Below are 15282 nucleotides of genomic sequence, written 5' to 3' on the forward strand. Positions count from 1 at the left end.
TGTGGTTCCGGTGGTGTCGGGGTCCCGGTGCGGCGTGCAGCGCCGCACCGGGACCCCGGGCTTGGAGTTGAGGTTACTTGTAGCCCTTGGCGAGGGCCGCCTCGGTGTCGCGGACGACGGCGTCGCGCACCGCGGGGGCGAGTGGTCCGCGAGGCGGCCGGCAGGCGCCACCGCGCAGGCCCACGACGTCCATGGACAGCTTGATCGCCTGGACGAACTCGGTCTTGCTGTCCCAGCGCAGCAGCGAGTGCAGGTCCCGGTAGATCTCGCGTGCGCGCTCGAGGTCCGCGACGTCGCCGGAAGTGGAGAGCCGGTAGAGCTCGAGGGTGGACTCCGGAATCGCGTTCGGGTAGCCGGCCACCCAGCCGACGGCACCGGCCAGGCCCATCTCGACGACGGTGTCGTCCGTGCCGATGAGCAGGTCCACCTCGGGAGCAAGCTCCTTGATCTCGTAGGCGCGGCGCACATCCCCGGTGAATTCCTTGACGCCTACAATGAGGCCCTCGCCGTGGAGACGGGCGATGAGCTGCGGGGTCAGGTCCACTTTGGTGTCGATGGGGTTGTTGTAGGCCACGATGGGCAGGCCGACTGCGGCGGCCCGGCGGTAATGGTCCACCACCTCGTCATCGTTGGCCCGGTAGGCGTTCGGGGGGAGCAGCATGAGTGCGCCGGCGCCGGCCTCGGCGGCCTGCTCGGCCCACTTCTGTGTCTGCAGACCGCCGTACGCGCCAACGCCGGCCATGACGGTAAAGCCCTCGGGGGCCGCCTCGACCGCCGTCGTGATGACGCGGGCGCGTTCCTCCTCGCTGAGGGTCTGGTACTCACCCAGTGAGCCGTTGGGGGCAACGCCGTGGCAGCCGGCATTGGCCAGGAACCGGATATCCTCGGCGTAGGCGTCGTAGTCAATGCTCAGGTCGTCCTTGAACGGCAGGGCCGTTGCGACGAGCACTCCATGCCAGGGCTTGCGGGTTTCGGTCATGATCGGGTCCTTTCGGTCGGGCACGCGTGGCGCCCTCGTTGTGCTGCCGTGAGGTGCCTCACAGCCAGTTTACCATGTGACATTGCACAGATCGCTTAAGGGGTGCCGGGCCGAAGCCCGGCACCAGAGAGTCAGCTAGCGGGAACCACGTACTGCTTCGGGGCGACGTTCCCAAGCCCCTCGGACAGTCCCGCGTCGGTCAGGAGCTTGGTGATTGTCCCGTCCGCGCGCTGTGCGGTGATGCCGGCGTCGAGGGCCTCGCGGAGGCTCGTGTTGCCCTTGGTCATCGGGAAGGCAGCCTCGGGGGCGTTGGCGATTGCGCGAACGCGCGGGTCCGGCTTTTCGTTCGAGAGAGCCACAGTGATGCCGGCAGCACCCTTGAACTGGAGCACCTGGACGCCGTAGGCGTCGACGTCCGCGTCGAGGCGGCCGGCGTCGAAGTCGGCCTTGAGCTCGACACTGCTCGGGTAGGTGACGAGGCGGTCGCCCAGGATCTTCTTGAGGTCCTCGACCCACAGGTAGCCGTCGATCGTGCCGACCTTGCCCATCTTCTCGAGGTCCGTGACGGTGGTGGCCCCGGTCTTGGACACGATGCCCATGCCGTCCAAGTACGTGGAGGCGGAGAAGTCCACGGCCTTAAGGCGTTTCTCGGTCGCATCGATCGTGCCGACTGCCAGGTCGATGTTGCCGCCGGAGATGGACTGGACAGCATCCGCATAGGTGGCTTGCTGATAGGCCGGCTCGAGACACTCGTCCTTGGCGATCTTGTTCGCAATCGCGATGTCGATGCCGTTGGGCTTGCCGCTGTTGTAGCTGCTGAACGGCGGGATGTCGATGACGCCGACAGTGAGCTTGCCCGGGGCGACGGTCTGGATCCCGGGATGCTTCGGCGTGCACGACGTTGTGCTCGCGTCCGACGATCCGCCGCAGGCCGTCAGGCCGAGGCCGAGGGCGATCGCGGTGGCCGTCAGCATGCCTGCGCCCTTGAGTCGGTGAATGTTCATGGTGCCTCCTAGTTGGGGTGGGGTGTGGTGGGATGGGATGGTGCGGGAGATGGGGGTGGAACGGTCAGGTGTGGCGGGCCATCCGCTTCTCGAAGAAGACGGTGATCCACGTGGCCGGCATCGAGATGACGGCGTAGCAGATGCCCGCGAGGGTGAAGATCTGCAAGTAGTTGAAGTCCTGGCTGCCGATGTTGTACGCCGTCTTCATCAGCTCGGGGACGGCGATGCCGTAAGCCAGCGAAGTGCCTTGGAACACCTGGATCGCGACTCCCATGAGCCCGGGGATCGCGGACCGCATGCCCTGCGGCATGATGACCCGGAAGAAGGCATCGCGCTGTGACAAGCCCAGGGCGCTGGAGGCCTCGTGCTGTCCGCGGGCCACCGACTGCAGGCCCGCCCGCATGATCTCGCTCGAGTATGCGGCCGCGTTCCAGATGAGGGCGAGGCACGCGGCCGTGATGCTCTCGAACGCGATCCCGAACTTCGGCAGGCCGTAATAGAAGAGGTAGAGAATCACCAGGGCCGGCGCCCCGCGCCCCACCTCGACGACTGCGAGTCCGAGCGTGCGGACCGCCAGATTCTTCGCTGTCACCATGAGGCTGAGACCCAGCCCCAGCGGATATCCGACGACGATCGAGACGGCGGCGATCAGGAGGCTGACGCCCAGGCCGGACATCATCTGCGGGAGGTAGCCCACCCAGTCTGTAAGCCAAGTCATACGTAGATGGCCTTCCTCATGCGGGAGTCGAGTCGACGGGACAGGTAGGCGACCGGGAGGCTCAGCACGATGTAGAGCACACCCACGATGATGTAGGGCAGGATCCCTTCGGCCGTGGGGTGCTGGCGGGCGAAGGCCTGCGACTGGAACACCATCTCGGTGACGATGATCGTCGAGGCGATCGAGGAATCCTTGAGCAGGCCCGTCAGGTAGGTCGCGATGGACGGGGACACGATGCGGAAGGCCTGCGGGACCATCACGCGGTAGAAGATGGCCCGCTTGGCGAGGCCGAGGGCGTCCGCAGCCTCGCTCTGGCCGCGCGGTACGGCCTGCAGCCCGCCGCGATAGATCTCAGCGAGGTAGGCCACGGAGACGACGCCGAGGCCAACAATGGCGGCGCTCACCGGGTTGAACTTGAAGGTGCCGATTTGGATGCCGAACTTGAGCAGGAACAGCCAGACGATGATCGGCACGCCGCGGACGAGGTCCACGAATAGCCGCGAGGCCAGCCTCACGGGCATGTTCGACGACGACAGGCCCACTGCGAGGGGCACGGCGCCGACGATGCCGATGGCGAACGCCGATAGCGTCAGCGCGACGGTCATGGGCAGCCCCTGGAGGACTGCGGAGAGCGCGTCCATGTCAGCGCTCCAGCACTGCACGCAGGAAGCGGCGCGTCCGGGCCTCCTGCGGGTCGCTCATGACGGCCTTCGGGTCGCCCTGCTCGATGATCTTGCAGTCGGCCATGACGACGAGCGTGTCCGAGACGTCGCGGGCGAACTGCATCTCGTGGGTGACCACGATCATCGTCATGCCGTCCGCCGCCAGCTCACGCATCACGGCCAGGACCTCAAGACCCACCTCAGGGTCGAGGGCAGAAGTCGGCTCGTCGAAGAGCATGATGCTCGGATCCAGGGCCAGGGCCCGTGCAATGGCAATGCGCTGCTGCTGGCCACCGGAGCAGCGCCCGGGGTGCTGGTTCGCTTTTTCCTTGAGGCCCACGCGCTCGAGCAGCTGCATCGAGCGCTCGTCCGCCTGCTCCTTGCTGCGTCCGAGAACCTTCTGCTGCGGGAAGCTGATGTTCTTCAGCGCGGACATGTGCGGGAACAGGTTGAAGGACTGGAACACCATGCCGACGGTCTGCCGCAGGGCGGCGAGGTCCCGGCTATTGACATCCTTGCCCGGCTCGATGGTGTGCTGATCCACCTGGATGGTCCCGGAGTCGGGCCGTTCGAGGAGGTTGATGCACCGCAGGAACGTGCTCTTGCCCGCACCGGAGGGACCGATGAGGGCCGTAACCGTCCCTGGATCCACGTGCAGGGAGACATCATCAAGGACGATGTGGTCGCCGTAGCGCTTCGAGATGTTGTCTAGCTTGATGCCGAGACGGGGCGCGAGCTTGCCGTCCGCAATTTCTGAAAGGGTCATAGTGATCTTTCATGTGTCGACCAAGTGAATAATCGATCTGTATGATCGATGTCACATCATATGTGCCATGGTACATGACACTATCGGGTGAGGAAAGACCTTTTTCAGAGGGCCGCCCAGCACCTGCCATGGCGACCCGAAATGGCTATTGGACGTGGACTGGATCGGCCTTACGGAGTCTCTGGCGTGGAAGAAGCCCTCTGCGCCAGAACGCCGGCGTTCGCGCCAACGATCAGGGCAATTCCCACCCATTCCCAAGCCCCAAAGGGCTTGGCGCAGCGCGATTGCACCGATGATGGCTGCGAAAATCGGGTTGACGCTCGTAAGTATTCCGCAAAGGCTGGCGGGGACCCGCCGGAGGGCTACTAGGTCAGCGACGTGTGGCACGACCGACGCAAGGATTCCTGCTCCCGCTGCGTAGAAGACTGCCGACGTGTCCGGAGGATTCTGGATGAATATTGCGGTCCCGACCGGTGGGTAAAGTGTCGCAGCGATGCCGGTCGTGGCAGCTGTTCCCTCGAATCCAGGTATGCGACGCCCGACGGTGCGGGGCATCCCTCATTGAGTTGATCTCCGGCCTATACCGGTGACGCTATCCTCACCGCGCCCTCCTTCGCCCCATTTCGCGGACAGCCCGAGCCGTCACGCCGGCCACTATGGACAGGCAGTCAGCCCGTGGCTTGCAGGGTCGCCTCGATAACGGCCGGCGACAGCACATGCTGCGTGACCATCTGGCTGGCACCCAGGATGGCGGCCTGGTCCCCCGCAATGGAGAGGCCGATCCGCAGATGCGTTGTGGCCAGCGGCAGCGAGCGCCGGTAGACCACTTCGCGGACCCCGGCCATGAGGTGTTCGCCGGCCTGGCCGAGGCTTCCGCCGATCACGATCGTGGAGGGGTTGAGCAGGTTCACCACCGTGGCCAGCACATCACCGAGGTCCCGGCCGGCCTGGCGCAGCGCCTGGATCGCCTGCAGCTTTCCGGCCGCCACGAGGCGCAGCACGTCGCCGCCGTTGTCAGCTTTCAGTCCCTGCAGCGTCAGCGCCCGGGCCACGGCGGGGCCGGAGGCGAGCGCCTCGAGGCAGCCGTAGTTGCCGCAGCGGCACAGCACGTCATCGCCGCGCGGAACCCGCACGTGGCCGAGGTCTCCGGCGGTGCCGTTGGCTCCGCGCTGGAGCTGGCCGCTGCTGATGATGCCGGCGCCGATGCCGGTGGCCACCTTGATGAAGAGGAAGTTCTCGTCCTCGGGCCAATGCGCGGTGCGTTCGCCCAGCGCCATGATGTTCACGTCGTTGTCCACCAGCACGGGAACCGGCAGGGAGCGCTGGACGTGGCGGACGACGTCGAACCCGTCCCAGCCGGGCATGATGGGCGGCTTCACCGGCATGCCGGTGGCGTGTTCCACGGGCCCGGGAAGTCCGATTCCGACTCCTGCCAGGTCCGGCTTGCCTCGTCCGGCCTGGCCCAACAGCTTCAGCCCTTCCTCGACCACCCGGTCCAGGACGGCCTCCGGGCCGTCCGCCACGTCCTGCGCCAGCCGGCATTCGGCCAGCACATTTCCGCCGAGGTCCGTGACGGCGATGATCACGTGGGTGGCGCCGACGTCGACGGCGAGGACGGAGCGCGCGGCCGGGTTGAAGGCGAAGCGCGACGGCGGCCTGCCGCCGCTGGAACTTGCCTCACCGGCGGGTCCGACGAGCCCGGAGAGCATCAGCGCATCGATGCGTGAGGCGACAGTGGAGCGCGCGAGTCCGGTGGTGAGGGCGAGCTCGGCGCGCGTCCGGGCCTTGCCGTCGCGCAGGAGCTGGAAAAGATCCCCGGCACGGGACAGGATGCCGGCGGCCTCGTGGCCGGCCGGCTCGGTACCGGCTCCTTCAGTATGGCCGGTCTCTGTGCCGGTGGGCGAACTCATGAGTAAGTGATAGCACGAAGTTCTTATGCATGTCACGTTCCAAAAAGAATGGAGCAAAGTTTGCAACTTTTGCTTGACGATCGACAAAAGTCGTTCTAGCTTGGGGTGTGAGGCAGCCCACTCACCTGCGCATGAACCGCACTCGATCTGCACATGAGCGTTCATACGAAACCAGGCGCCGCGACTGCAGCTCACACCCCAACGACGAGGAGAGACAGTGTCATACTCGATCCAGCTCTACACGGTCCGTAAGGCCCTTGAAGAGGATCTTGCTGGAACCATCCAGCGCCTGGCGGAAATCGGTTTCACCATGGTTGAGCCCTACCGGTTCGTCGCCAAAGCCGCCGAACTGAAGCAGGCCATGGCGGAGAACAACCTCACCGCCCCTTCCGGCCACGCTCCCCTGCTCAGCGACGACCAGGACGCCATCTTCACCGCCGCCCAGCAGCTCGGGATCGGCACCGTCATTGACCCGCACGTCCCGATCGAACGCTGGAACACCCTGGCCGACATCAAGGAAACCGCGGAGCAGCTCAACGCCGCCGCGGCGAAGGGCGCCGGCTACGGCGTCCGCGTGGGCTACCACAACCACTGGTGGGAAGTTGAGTCCGTCATCGACGGCAAGACGGCGCTGGAGCACCTCGCCAACCACCTGGATCCCGAGGTCGTCCTGGAACTGGACACCTACTGGGCAGCCGTGGGCGGCCAGAACCCGGCGGAGCTGCTCGCCCGTCTTGGCGACCGAGTGAAGTTCATCCACATCAAGGACGGCCCTGTCACCCCGGATCCGTCCAGCCAGGTCGCCGTCGGCGACGGCAAAATGCCGATCTGGGATGTCCTGGCCGCGGCCGGCTCCCTCGAGGCCGGCGTGATCGAGCTCGACGACTTCCAGGGCGACATGTTTGAGGCCGTCCGGGACAGCTTCAACTACCTCAGCGCCGGAAGGGTCTCCGCATGAGCGGCACGGCGGGATCGGGAACAACAGGCTCGGGCACAACAAGAACCGGGCCCGTCGGCGTCGGCATCATCGGCGCCGGCGTCATCAGCAAGCAGTACCTGGACAATCTCACCAACTTCCCGGACCTCAGGGTGGTGGCGATCGGCGACCTCTTCGAGGACGCCGCCGCGGCCCGCGCCGCGGAGTACGGGATCGAGAACCACGGCGGCGTCGACGCTGTGCTGGACAACCCCGACGTCGAGATTGTCATCAACCTGACCATCCCGGCGGCCCACGTCGAGGTGGCCACCCAGGCCGTCAACGCTGGCAAGCACGTCTGGAGCGAGAAGCCCTTCTCGCTGGACCGGGAAAGCGGCCTGGGCCTGCTCAAGGTAGCCGACGCCGCCGGCGTCCGGCTGGGCTGCGCCCCGGACACCTTCCTCGGCGCCGGCCTGCAGACGGCCCGCCGGATGATCGAGCGCGGCGATATCGGCACCCCGCTGACCGCCCTGACCCTGATGCAGTCGCCCGGCCCGGAATCCTGGCACCCGAACCCCGCATTCCTGTTCCAGGACGGCGCCGGGCCGCTGTTCGACATCGGACCCTACTACCTGACGACGCTCGTCCAGACCTTCGGCAGCGTGCGCCGGGTGGCCGCATTCGGCTCGAAGTCCAGGGAAACCCGCGTGATCGGTTCCGGCCCCAAGGCCGGCGAGGAATTCGCCGTCACCGTCCCCACCCACGTCAGCTCCATCCTGGAGTTCGAAGACGGCGAATCGGCCCAGAGCATCTTCAGCTTCGATTCGCCGTTCAAGCGCGCCGGCTTCGTGGAAATCACGGGATCCGACGCCACGATCGCCCTGCCGGATCCGAACAATTTCGACGGCGACATCCGGATCTGCGCGCTCGGCTCCGAGGACTGGACCACGGTCCCGTCCGTCGGCTCCACGGCCAGCCGCGGCACCGGTGTCCTGGAAATGGCACGCGCCCTCCGCGAAGGCCGGCCCCACCGGGCGCAGGGCGAGCTCGCGTTCCACATCCTCGACACGATGGCCGCGATTTCCGAGTCGATCGACACCCGGGCCTTCGTGGAGGTCGAAAGTTCCGCCACCAAGGTCCCGGCGCTGCCCGAGGACTGGGATCCCACCGCGGCGACGCTGTCCGCGTAGCAAGAGCTGTTCCTGCCGGCCAGCGCGGCCGGCGGGCACCCGCCCGACCCCTCCCACACCCAGCCCCAGCTCGACGACGAGAAACCCGGAGCAAGCATGAAGAATCCCTTGAAAGTCCTCTCGGCAGTAGCCGCCACAACGGCCATGGCCCTCGGCCTCAGCGCGTGCGGCGGCAGCAGCCAGGCCTCCAGCAGCGACACCATCACCTACTGGGCCTCCAACCAGGGCAACAGCCTTGAGGACACCGCGGCCAAGCTCAAGCCCAGCCTGGACCGTTTCACCGAGAAGACCGGCGTGAAGGTCAAGCTTGAGGTGATCGGCTGGAACGATCTCTACAACCGCATCCTCACCGCCGTCACGAGCGGCGACGGCCCCGACGTCCTGAACATCGGCAACACCTGGGCCGTCACGCTGCAGGAGACCGGCGCGTTCGAGCCGGTGGAGGGCGCCCTGCTCGACGCCGTCGGCGGCAAGGACCGCTTCCTCAAGACCAGCTGGTCCACGGGCGGCGCCGACGGCAAGACCCCGACGTCCGTCCCGCTGTACGGGCTGGCCTACAACATGTACTACAACCCGACGATGTTCAAGGAGGCCGGCATCGAGAAGCCGCCGGCCACCTGGGAGGAATTCGTCGCGGATGCGAAGAAGCTCACCAAGGACACCAACGGCGACGGCAAGCCCGACCAGTGGGGCTTCACGGCGGCCGGCGCATCGGTCTCCGCCAACTCCCACCAGGCCTTCGTGCGCGGCCTGCAGAACGGCGGCGCCCTCTTCGATAAGGACGGCAAGCCGACCTTCGACAGCGCCGCCCAGGTCAAAGGCGTCAAGCAGTGGGTTGACCTGATGGCCGTCGACAAGGTGATGTCGCCGTCGGACGCTGAGATCTCGGACGGCAGCCAGAAGGTCGACAACCTGATCAACGGCAAGGCCGCCATGCTGTTTGACCAGAGCCCGGTCAAGAACTTCGAGGCCCGCGGCTTCACCGACTGGGCCGTCGCGCCGGTGCCGATGATGGGCGCAGGCGCCAGCGGCGCCGAGGGAACGCAGAGCCACGTCGCCGGCATCAACCTCAGCGTGTTCAAGAACAGCAAGAACAAGGAGAACGCGATCAAGCTGGCGGGCTGGCTCACCAACGACGCCGAACAGCTCGCCCTGAACAAGGCCTTCCGCTCCCTGCCCGTGGTTTCCGGCGTCTCCTCGGACGCGGCGTTCCAGACGGCAGAGGTGAAACTCAAGAACGACGCGCTGGCCAACCACGCCTTGCCGATGCCGCTGATCGCCAAGGAGGGCCAGATGGAAACCCTGACGGGTACGGCCATCAAGAACCTCTTCGCAAAGGCAGCAACCGGAACTGTCTCCGAGGCTGACGTCCAGGCGGCCCTCAAGGACGCCAACAACCAGATGGCTGCGGCCCAGTAACAATGCCTGAAGGGTGCGGGGGCCACACCCCCGCACCCCTGGCCAAGGAGCTTCCATGACCCACTCAGCATTGGACAGCGGCCCCGCCGCTGCCGGCGGCGATCCCGCCCCGAAACCCGCACCCGTCCCGCCGGTCAACGCAGTCCCGCCGGCCAACGCAGGCCCGCCGGTCCGGAAGAAGAAGCGTTCCTTCCTCCCCTACGGGCTCATTCTTCCGGCGGCCGTGCTGGAAGTGCTGATCCACATCGGCCCGATGCTGTTGGGGATCTGGATTGCCTTTATCTCCCTCACGCAGCTCAACCTCACGAACTGGCTCAACGCCCCGTTCGTGGGCCTGCAGAACTTCATCAACGGTCTGAACCCCGAAAGCACCATCGGCCAGGCGTTTTTCAGCACCGTAGGCCGGACCCTGCTCTACACCGTCGCCGTGGTCGGCTTCTCCTGGGTCCTGGGCATGGCGGGGGCCGTGTTCCTGTCCTCCAATTTCAAGGGCCGCGCCATCCTGCGGACCTTCTTTCTGGTTCCCTACGCCCTGCCCGCCTATGTGGGCACCATCGCCTGGGCGTTCATGTTCAACCAGCGCGACGGCGCCGTGAACCAGATCCTCGTGGACACCTTCCACTTGTTCGGCGATGACCGTCCTTTCTGGCTCCTGGGTCAGAACTCCTTCGGGGCGATGATCGTGGTGAACATCTGGCAGCTGTGGCCCTTCGCGTTCCTGATGCTGATGGCTGCCCTGCAGAACGTCCCCACCGATGTCTACGAGGCCGCGGCGATCGACGGCGCCTCGCTCTGGCAGCAGTTCCGCACCATCACCCTCCCGATGGTCCGCCCCGCCAACGGTGTGCTGCTGCTGGTGATGTCCCTCTGGACCTTCAACCAGTTCAATATCCCGTTTGTGCTCTTCGGCGCAGCCTCCCCGAAGGAAGCCACCCTGGTCTCGCCGCTGATCTACCAGAACTCCTTCGGCAGCTGGAACTTCGGCCTGGGCGGCGCCATGAGCGTGCTGCTCCTGATCGCCTTGTTCATCGCGTCCTTCTTCTACATCCGTATGGTGCTGCCCAAGGGGGCCGACAATGATTGAGACCCGCAACTTCCGCATTCTGCGGAACATCGTCCTGACCATCCTGTCCCTCTGGGTGGCCGTCCCGCTCTATGTCGTGGTGTCCACCTCGCTCAAACCGCTCAAGGACGTCTCCGGATTGTTCCAGTGGATCCCGGACGAGATCACTGCCGCACCGTACTTTGAGATCTGGACCACGGTGCCGCTTGCCAAGTATTTCCAGAACAGCCTCATCATCACCGTGGCCGCCACCATCTGTTCCGTGACCGTCGCCGTCCTGGCCGCGTACGCCGTCGCCCGGCTCCAGTTCCGCGGCCGGCGTGCCTTCAGCCTGACGGTGCTGTCCACCCAGATGTTCCCGGGCATCCTGTTCCTGCTGCCGCTGTACCTGATCTTCACCCAGATCCGCAACATCACCGGGCTGCAGCTCCAGGGTTCCTACCTCGGCCTGATCATCACCTACATGACGTTCACGCTGCCGTTCGCGATCTGGATGCTGACCGGGTACTTCGCCTCCATCCCCAAGGAACTCGAGGAGGCCTCGATGATCGACGGCACCGGCCGGATGGGCGCGCTGTTCCGGGTGATCCTGCCGGTAGCGAAGCCGGGCATCATCGCGGTGGCGGTGTACTCCTTCATCTCCGCCTGGGGAGAGGTCCTGTTCGCCTCGGTCCTGACCAACGAGGCCACCAAGACCCTCTCCCTGGGGCTCAAGTCCTATGCCAGCGAATCGGACGTGTTCTGGAACCAGCTGATGGCCGCCTCTGTGGTGGTGAGCCTGCCCGTGCTGATCGGCTTCATCCTGGTCCAGAAACACCTCGTCGCGGGACTGTCCGCCGGCGCTGTTAAGTGACAGCCTAAATAAGCCACCCCCAGCTTTTGAGGAGCACCACACCATGACGACGGCGCACACGCCACCGCTGGAGCAAGCCGGCAACACAGTCGGCCACATCGACGGCGACACCCCCGGCACCCCAGACGGCGGCACGCCCGACACCCCTCTGGGGGTGGCAATGATCGGGTACGCGTTCATGGGCAAGGCCCACTCGAACGCCTGGCGCAACGTGGCCAGCTACTTTGACGTGCCGGCCTTTGAACAGCGGGTCCTCGTGGGCCGTGACCCGGCCGGGGTCGCCGCGGGCGCAGAACGATACGGCTGGGCGGAGTCCTCCACGGACTGGCGCCAGGTGATCACCCGCGAGGACATCCAGATCGTGGATATCTGCGCCCCGGGCTTCATGCACGCCGAGATCGCCATCGCGGCCCTGGCCGCCGGCAAGCATGTGCTGGTGGAGAAACCGCTGGCCAACACCCTGGCCGAGGCCGAGGCCATGGCCGCGGCAGCCCGGACCGCCCGGACCGAAGGCGTGCAGTCCATGATCGGCTTCAACTACCGCCGCGTCCCGGCCCTGGCCCTCGCCCGGGAACTGATCGCCGAAGGACGCCTCGGCACCGTCCGGCACGTCCGCGCCGCGTACCTGCAGGACTGGCTCGTGGACCCGGAATCCCCCATGACCTGGCGGCTGAACAAGGAGACCGCCGGATCCGGCGCCCTCGGCGACATCGCCTCACATGCGATCGACCAGGTGCTCTTCCTCCTCGGCGACCAGGTCACCGAGGTCTCCGGCCGGCTGCACACCTTCACCACCTACCGACCCGGGCGGAACGGTCCGGAGGAAGTGACGGTCGACGACGCCGCCTGGGCCACGCTGACGCTCGCCTCCGGGGCCATCGCCTCGGTTGAGGTCTCCCGGGTGGCCACCGGCCAGAAGAACTCCCTCAGGCTCGAGATCTATGGGGACAAGGGCTCCATCCTCTTCGATCTCGAGGCCCTGAACGAGCTCGGCTTCCTCGACGCCACCGTCCCGGTCCGCGAGCAGGGCTTCCGCCGCATCCTGGTCAACGAGCCGGAGCACCCCTACGCGGCGGCGTGGTGGCCGCAAGGCCACGTGATCGGCTGGGAACACACCTTCACGCACGAGGTCCGCGACTTCCTCCTGGCAATTGCAAGCGGAACCCAGCCCTCGCCGTCGTTCGAGGACGGCCTGACCGTCCAGCGCGTCCTGGCCGCGGTGGAGGAAAGCGCCGCGTCAAAGAGCTCCATCATCCAGCTGACAACGCCCCCTGAAACGTCCCCCCGACCCGAAGGAGCCTGACATGCCCCGCCCGTACACCCTCTTCACCGGCCAGTGGGCCGACCTCCCGTTCGAGGAAGTCGCCAGGCTCGCCTCCGGCTGGGGCTACGACGGCCTGGAAATCGCCGTGTCCGGCGACCACCTGGACGCCTGGCGCTGGGACGAGCCCGGCTACGTCGAATCCAAACTCGCGGTGCTGGAGAAGTACAACCTCAGGGTCTGGGCCATCTCCAACCACCTCAAGGGCCAGGCCGTGTGCGATGACCCGATCGACTTCCGCCACGAAGCGATCGTCGGGTCCAAGGTCTGGGGCGACGGCGACCCCGAAGGAGTCCGCACCCGCGCCGCCGAGGAAATGAAGCACACCGCCCGGCTCGCCAGGGCCCTCGGCGTGGACACCGTAGTGGGGTTCACCGGCTCCTCCATCTGGCAGTACGTGGCCATGTTCCCGCCCGTCCCGGAAAAGGTCATCGAGGCCGGGTACCAGGACTTCGCGGACCGTTGGAACCCCATCCTGGACGTCTTCGACGAGCACGGCGTCCGTTTCGCCCACGAGGTCCACCCGAGCGAGATCGCCTACGACTACTGGACCACCGTCAGCGCCCTGGAGGCGATCGGCCACCGCGAGGCGTTCGGGCTGAACTGGGACCCGTCCCACTTCATGTGGCAGGGCATCGACCCGGTCTCCTTCATCTGGGACTTCAAGGACCGGATCTACCACGTGGACTGCAAGGACACCAAGCTCCGCCCCACCGGCAGGAACACGGTGCTGGGCTCGCACCTGCCCTGGGGCGATCCGCGGCGCGGCTGGGACTTCGTCTCGGCCGGCCGCGGGGACGTGCCCTGGGAATCGTCCTTCCGCGCCCTGACCGCGATCGGCTACGACGGCCCCATCAGCATCGAATGGGAAGACGCCGGCATGGACCGCCTGCACGGCGCCCCGGAAGCTCTCGCCGCGCTGAAGAAGTTCGACTTCCCGGCCTCGCGGACCTCCTTCGACGCCGCGTTCAAACAGTAGGCGCACGGGGACGCGGAGCTGGGCCGGATCGAGGGACTCCAGTCGGCCGCAACACCGCTTCACGAAGCCAGGGCGGCGCTGTCCACGGATTAGGGTTTCTGGCATGACGCACGTGATCCTGAAGGCAGACGCGGACGACGCCGCCAAGCTGGCAGAGCTCGCCGCCATCACCTTTCCGCTGGCCTGCCCGCCCGGTTCCCCGCCGGAGGACATCGCGGCGCACTTGGCGGACACCCTCAGCGAGGATAACTTCCGCGTCTACCTGGCCGATCCGGACATCACGGTCCTGGTGATCGACGCCGGCGGCGAGCTCCGCGGCTACAGCCTGCTGGTGGACCGGCCCGCAAAGGATCCCCACGTTGCCGCGGCACTGACCGTGCTGCCCGCCGTCGAGCTCAGCAAATGCTACGTCCACCCGGACCACCACGGGCTCGGCGTCGCGGCCGAACTGATGCACGCCAGCATCGGCGCGGCCGCCGCCACCGGCGCCGGGGGGCTCTGGTTGGGCGTGAACAGCCAGAACGCCAGGGCCATTCGGTTCTATGAAAAGTCGGGCTTCCGCACGGTCGGCACCAAGTCCTTCCGGATGGGAAACACGGTGGAACACGACTTCGTCATGGAGCGCCCGATCGCGCCCTAGGCAACCGGCACAGCCCGCCGAGTGACGAACTCAACACCCGGCAGGGGAATGGAGCCGCCGAAGGCGGGGTTGTTGCCAGCATGAAGATTGAGATCTGGTCCGACGTCGCCTGCCCCTGGTGCTACATCGGCAAACGCCGCTTTGAAACCGCCCTCGCCGCCTTCCCCCACCGCGATTCCGTGGAGGTGCAGTGGCGCAGCTACCAGCTGGACCCGTCCCTGCCGGAGCACTTCGACGGCACGGAACTGGAGTACCTGAGCACCCGCAAGGGCATGGCTCCGGCGCAGGTCTCGCAGATGTTCGAGCACGTGGCGGCCCAGGCCACGGGCGAGGGCCTCAACTACCGCTTCGACGACGTCGTGGTGGCCAACAGCTTCACCGCCCACCGGCTGATCCACCTCGCCGCCGCCCGCGGGCGGCAGGACGCCGCGAAGGAACGGCTGCTCAGCGACCACTTCGAGCACGGCAAGGACATCGGCAACCGGGAGTACCTGACGTCCCTGGGCCTGGACCTCGGGCTCGACGCCGGCGAGCTGTCGGAGCTGTTCACTACCGACAAGTATGCCGACGACGTCCGCCGCGACACCACCGAGGCCCGTGACCTCGGCATCAGCGGCGTCCCGTTCTTCGTGATCGACCGGAAGTTCGGGCTCTCCGGGGCCCAGCCCGCCGAAACCTTCAGCGAGGCCCTCGAACAGGCGTGGCAGGAAAGCCATCCGCTCGTGCTGGTCAACGCGGCCGGCGGCGGGACCGCCGGAGACTCGGACACTGTCAACGCGGCCGATGCCAACGCCTGCGGCCCGGACGGGTGCGCCGTCTAGCGCCGCTGCGCCCGACCGCACCGCGGCGACCCTGAGCTTTG

The 15282-nt window shown here is 66.6% G+C and carries 16 protein-coding genes; 9 read left to right on the top strand and 7 right to left on the bottom strand.

Going from position 1 to position 15282, the window contains the following annotated elements; genetic code table 11:
- Positions 1 to 73 precede the first annotated feature (73 nt).
- From ACQCSY_RS06565 to ACQCSY_RS06595, 7 genes are all read right to left on the bottom strand, one after another.
- Positions 74 to 979 (bottom strand): dihydrodipicolinate synthase family protein, encoded by a 906-nt coding sequence (locus ACQCSY_RS06565; RefSeq protein WP_427134196.1) that lies wholly within the window; start codon positions 977 to 979, stop codon positions 74 to 76.
- Positions 980 to 1110: 131 nt separating this feature from the next.
- Entirely contained in the window at positions 1111 to 1983 is an 873-nt protein-coding gene (locus ACQCSY_RS06570; protein ID WP_427134198.1) for a substrate-binding periplasmic protein, read from the bottom strand.
- Positions 1984 to 2047: 64 nt separating this feature from the next.
- Positions 2048 to 2701 carry an amino acid ABC transporter permease gene (locus tag ACQCSY_RS06575; RefSeq protein ID WP_427134200.1) on the bottom strand — a complete coding sequence of 218 codons (654 nt, stop codon included), beginning with the start codon at positions 2699 to 2701 and terminating at the stop codon, positions 2048 to 2050.
- The gene (locus ACQCSY_RS06580) at positions 2698 to 3342 is read right to left on the bottom strand and encodes an amino acid ABC transporter permease (protein WP_427134202.1); all 645 of its coding nucleotides are present in this window, start codon (positions 3340 to 3342) and stop codon (positions 2698 to 2700) included. The genes ACQCSY_RS06575 and ACQCSY_RS06580 overlap by 4 nt, the downstream gene beginning before the upstream one ends.
- Before the next feature lies 1 nt (position 3343).
- Complete coding sequence (locus ACQCSY_RS06585) at positions 3344 to 4129, bottom strand: amino acid ABC transporter ATP-binding protein (RefSeq protein ID WP_427134204.1); 786 nt, start codon at positions 4127 to 4129, stop codon at positions 3344 to 3346.
- A 51-nt stretch (positions 4130 to 4180) separates the two neighbouring features.
- Positions 4181 to 4684: an EamA family transporter gene (locus tag ACQCSY_RS06590; RefSeq protein ID WP_427134206.1), complete on the bottom strand. Its 504-nt coding sequence runs from the start codon at positions 4682 to 4684 to the stop codon at positions 4181 to 4183.
- A 113-nt stretch (positions 4685 to 4797) separates the two neighbouring features.
- On the bottom strand, positions 4798 to 6039 hold the full coding sequence (locus ACQCSY_RS06595; RefSeq protein ID WP_427134208.1) for an ROK family transcriptional regulator: 1242 nt from the start codon (positions 6037 to 6039) through the stop codon (positions 4798 to 4800).
- Between the two features lie 217 nt (positions 6040 to 6256).
- On the opposite strand from ACQCSY_RS06595, the gene ACQCSY_RS06600 reads away from it, so the two are divergent.
- The 9 genes from ACQCSY_RS06600 to ACQCSY_RS06640 all read left to right on the top strand — a co-directional run bounded on the left by ACQCSY_RS06600 (position 6257) and on the right by ACQCSY_RS06640 (position 15241).
- Entirely contained in the window at positions 6257 to 6997 is a 741-nt protein-coding gene (locus tag ACQCSY_RS06600; protein ID WP_427134210.1) for a sugar phosphate isomerase/epimerase family protein, read from the top strand.
- Positions 6994 to 8145 (top strand): Gfo/Idh/MocA family protein, encoded by a 1152-nt coding sequence (locus ACQCSY_RS06605; RefSeq protein WP_427134212.1) that lies wholly within the window; start codon positions 6994 to 6996, stop codon positions 8143 to 8145. The genes ACQCSY_RS06600 and ACQCSY_RS06605 overlap by 4 nt, the downstream gene beginning before the upstream one ends.
- A 96-nt stretch (positions 8146 to 8241) precedes the next feature.
- A complete protein-coding gene (locus tag ACQCSY_RS06610) occupies positions 8242 to 9564 on the top strand; it encodes an ABC transporter substrate-binding protein (RefSeq protein ID WP_427134214.1) in 1323 nt (440 codons plus the stop codon).
- Between the two features lie 55 nt (positions 9565 to 9619).
- Positions 9620 to 10648: a carbohydrate ABC transporter permease gene (locus ACQCSY_RS06615; protein WP_427134216.1), complete on the top strand. Its 1029-nt coding sequence runs from the start codon at positions 9620 to 9622 to the stop codon at positions 10646 to 10648.
- Positions 10641 to 11480 carry a carbohydrate ABC transporter permease gene (locus ACQCSY_RS06620; protein WP_427134218.1) on the top strand — a complete coding sequence of 280 codons (840 nt, stop codon included), beginning with the start codon at positions 10641 to 10643 and terminating at the stop codon, positions 11478 to 11480. Before ACQCSY_RS06615 ends, ACQCSY_RS06620 begins: the two co-directional genes overlap by 8 nt.
- Before the next feature lie 160 nt (positions 11481 to 11640).
- Entirely contained in the window at positions 11641 to 12783 is a 1143-nt protein-coding gene (locus ACQCSY_RS06625) for a Gfo/Idh/MocA family protein (RefSeq protein ID WP_427135715.1), read from the top strand.
- Between the two features lies 1 nt (position 12784).
- The gene (locus tag ACQCSY_RS06630; protein WP_427134220.1) at positions 12785 to 13780 is read left to right on the top strand and encodes a sugar phosphate isomerase/epimerase family protein; all 996 of its coding nucleotides are present in this window, start codon (positions 12785 to 12787) and stop codon (positions 13778 to 13780) included.
- A 103-nt stretch (positions 13781 to 13883) separates the two neighbouring features.
- Entirely contained in the window at positions 13884 to 14420 is a 537-nt protein-coding gene (locus ACQCSY_RS06635) for a GNAT family N-acetyltransferase (protein WP_427134222.1), read from the top strand.
- An 80-nt stretch (positions 14421 to 14500) separates the two neighbouring features.
- Positions 14501 to 15241, top strand: coding sequence for a DsbA family oxidoreductase (locus ACQCSY_RS06640; protein ID WP_427134224.1), 741 nt, complete (start codon positions 14501 to 14503; stop codon positions 15239 to 15241).
- Positions 15242 to 15282: the final 41 nt, after the last annotated feature.

This window comes from Pseudarthrobacter sp. S9 (assembly GCF_050156545.1).
GTDB lineage: Bacteria > Actinomycetota > Actinomycetes > Actinomycetales > Micrococcaceae > Arthrobacter.

Bases quoted from the DNA above. Each gene is read 5' to 3' on its own strand.
- ACQCSY_RS06590 (WP_427134206.1), bottom strand. From the start codon at position 4,684: ATGCCCCGCACCGTCGGGCGTCGCATACCTGGATTCGAGGGAACAGCT.
- ACQCSY_RS06635 (WP_427134222.1), top strand. From the start codon at position 13,884: ATGACGCACGTGATCCTGAAGGCAGACGCGGACGACGCCGCCAAGCTG.
- ACQCSY_RS06605 (WP_427134212.1), top strand. From the start codon at position 6,994: ATGAGCGGCACGGCGGGATCGGGAACAACAGGCTCGGGCACAACAAGA.
- ACQCSY_RS06565 (WP_427134196.1), bottom strand. From the start codon at position 979: ATGACCGAAACCCGCAAGCCCTGGCATGGAGTGCTCGTCGCAACGGCC.
- ACQCSY_RS06595 (WP_427134208.1), bottom strand. From the start codon at position 6,039: ATGAGTTCGCCCACCGGCACAGAGACCGGCCATACTGAAGGAGCCGGT.
- ACQCSY_RS06610 (WP_427134214.1), top strand. From the start codon at position 8,242: ATGAAGAATCCCTTGAAAGTCCTCTCGGCAGTAGCCGCCACAACGGCC.
- ACQCSY_RS06615 (WP_427134216.1), top strand. From the start codon at position 9,620: ATGACCCACTCAGCATTGGACAGCGGCCCCGCCGCTGCCGGCGGCGAT.
- ACQCSY_RS06620 (WP_427134218.1), top strand. From the start codon at position 10,641: ATGATTGAGACCCGCAACTTCCGCATTCTGCGGAACATCGTCCTGACC.
- ACQCSY_RS06585 (WP_427134204.1), bottom strand. From the start codon at position 4,129: ATGACCCTTTCAGAAATTGCGGACGGCAAGCTCGCGCCCCGTCTCGGC.
- ACQCSY_RS06575 (WP_427134200.1), bottom strand. From the start codon at position 2,701: ATGACTTGGCTTACAGACTGGGTGGGCTACCTCCCGCAGATGATGTCC.
- ACQCSY_RS06580 (WP_427134202.1), bottom strand. From the start codon at position 3,342: ATGGACGCGCTCTCCGCAGTCCTCCAGGGGCTGCCCATGACCGTCGCG.
- ACQCSY_RS06630 (WP_427134220.1), top strand. From the start codon at position 12,785: ATGCCCCGCCCGTACACCCTCTTCACCGGCCAGTGGGCCGACCTCCCG.
- ACQCSY_RS06640 (WP_427134224.1), top strand. From the start codon at position 14,501: ATGAAGATTGAGATCTGGTCCGACGTCGCCTGCCCCTGGTGCTACATC.
- ACQCSY_RS06625 (WP_427135715.1), top strand. From the start codon at position 11,641: ATGATCGGGTACGCGTTCATGGGCAAGGCCCACTCGAACGCCTGGCGC.
- ACQCSY_RS06570 (WP_427134198.1), bottom strand. From the start codon at position 1,983: ATGAACATTCACCGACTCAAGGGCGCAGGCATGCTGACGGCCACCGCG.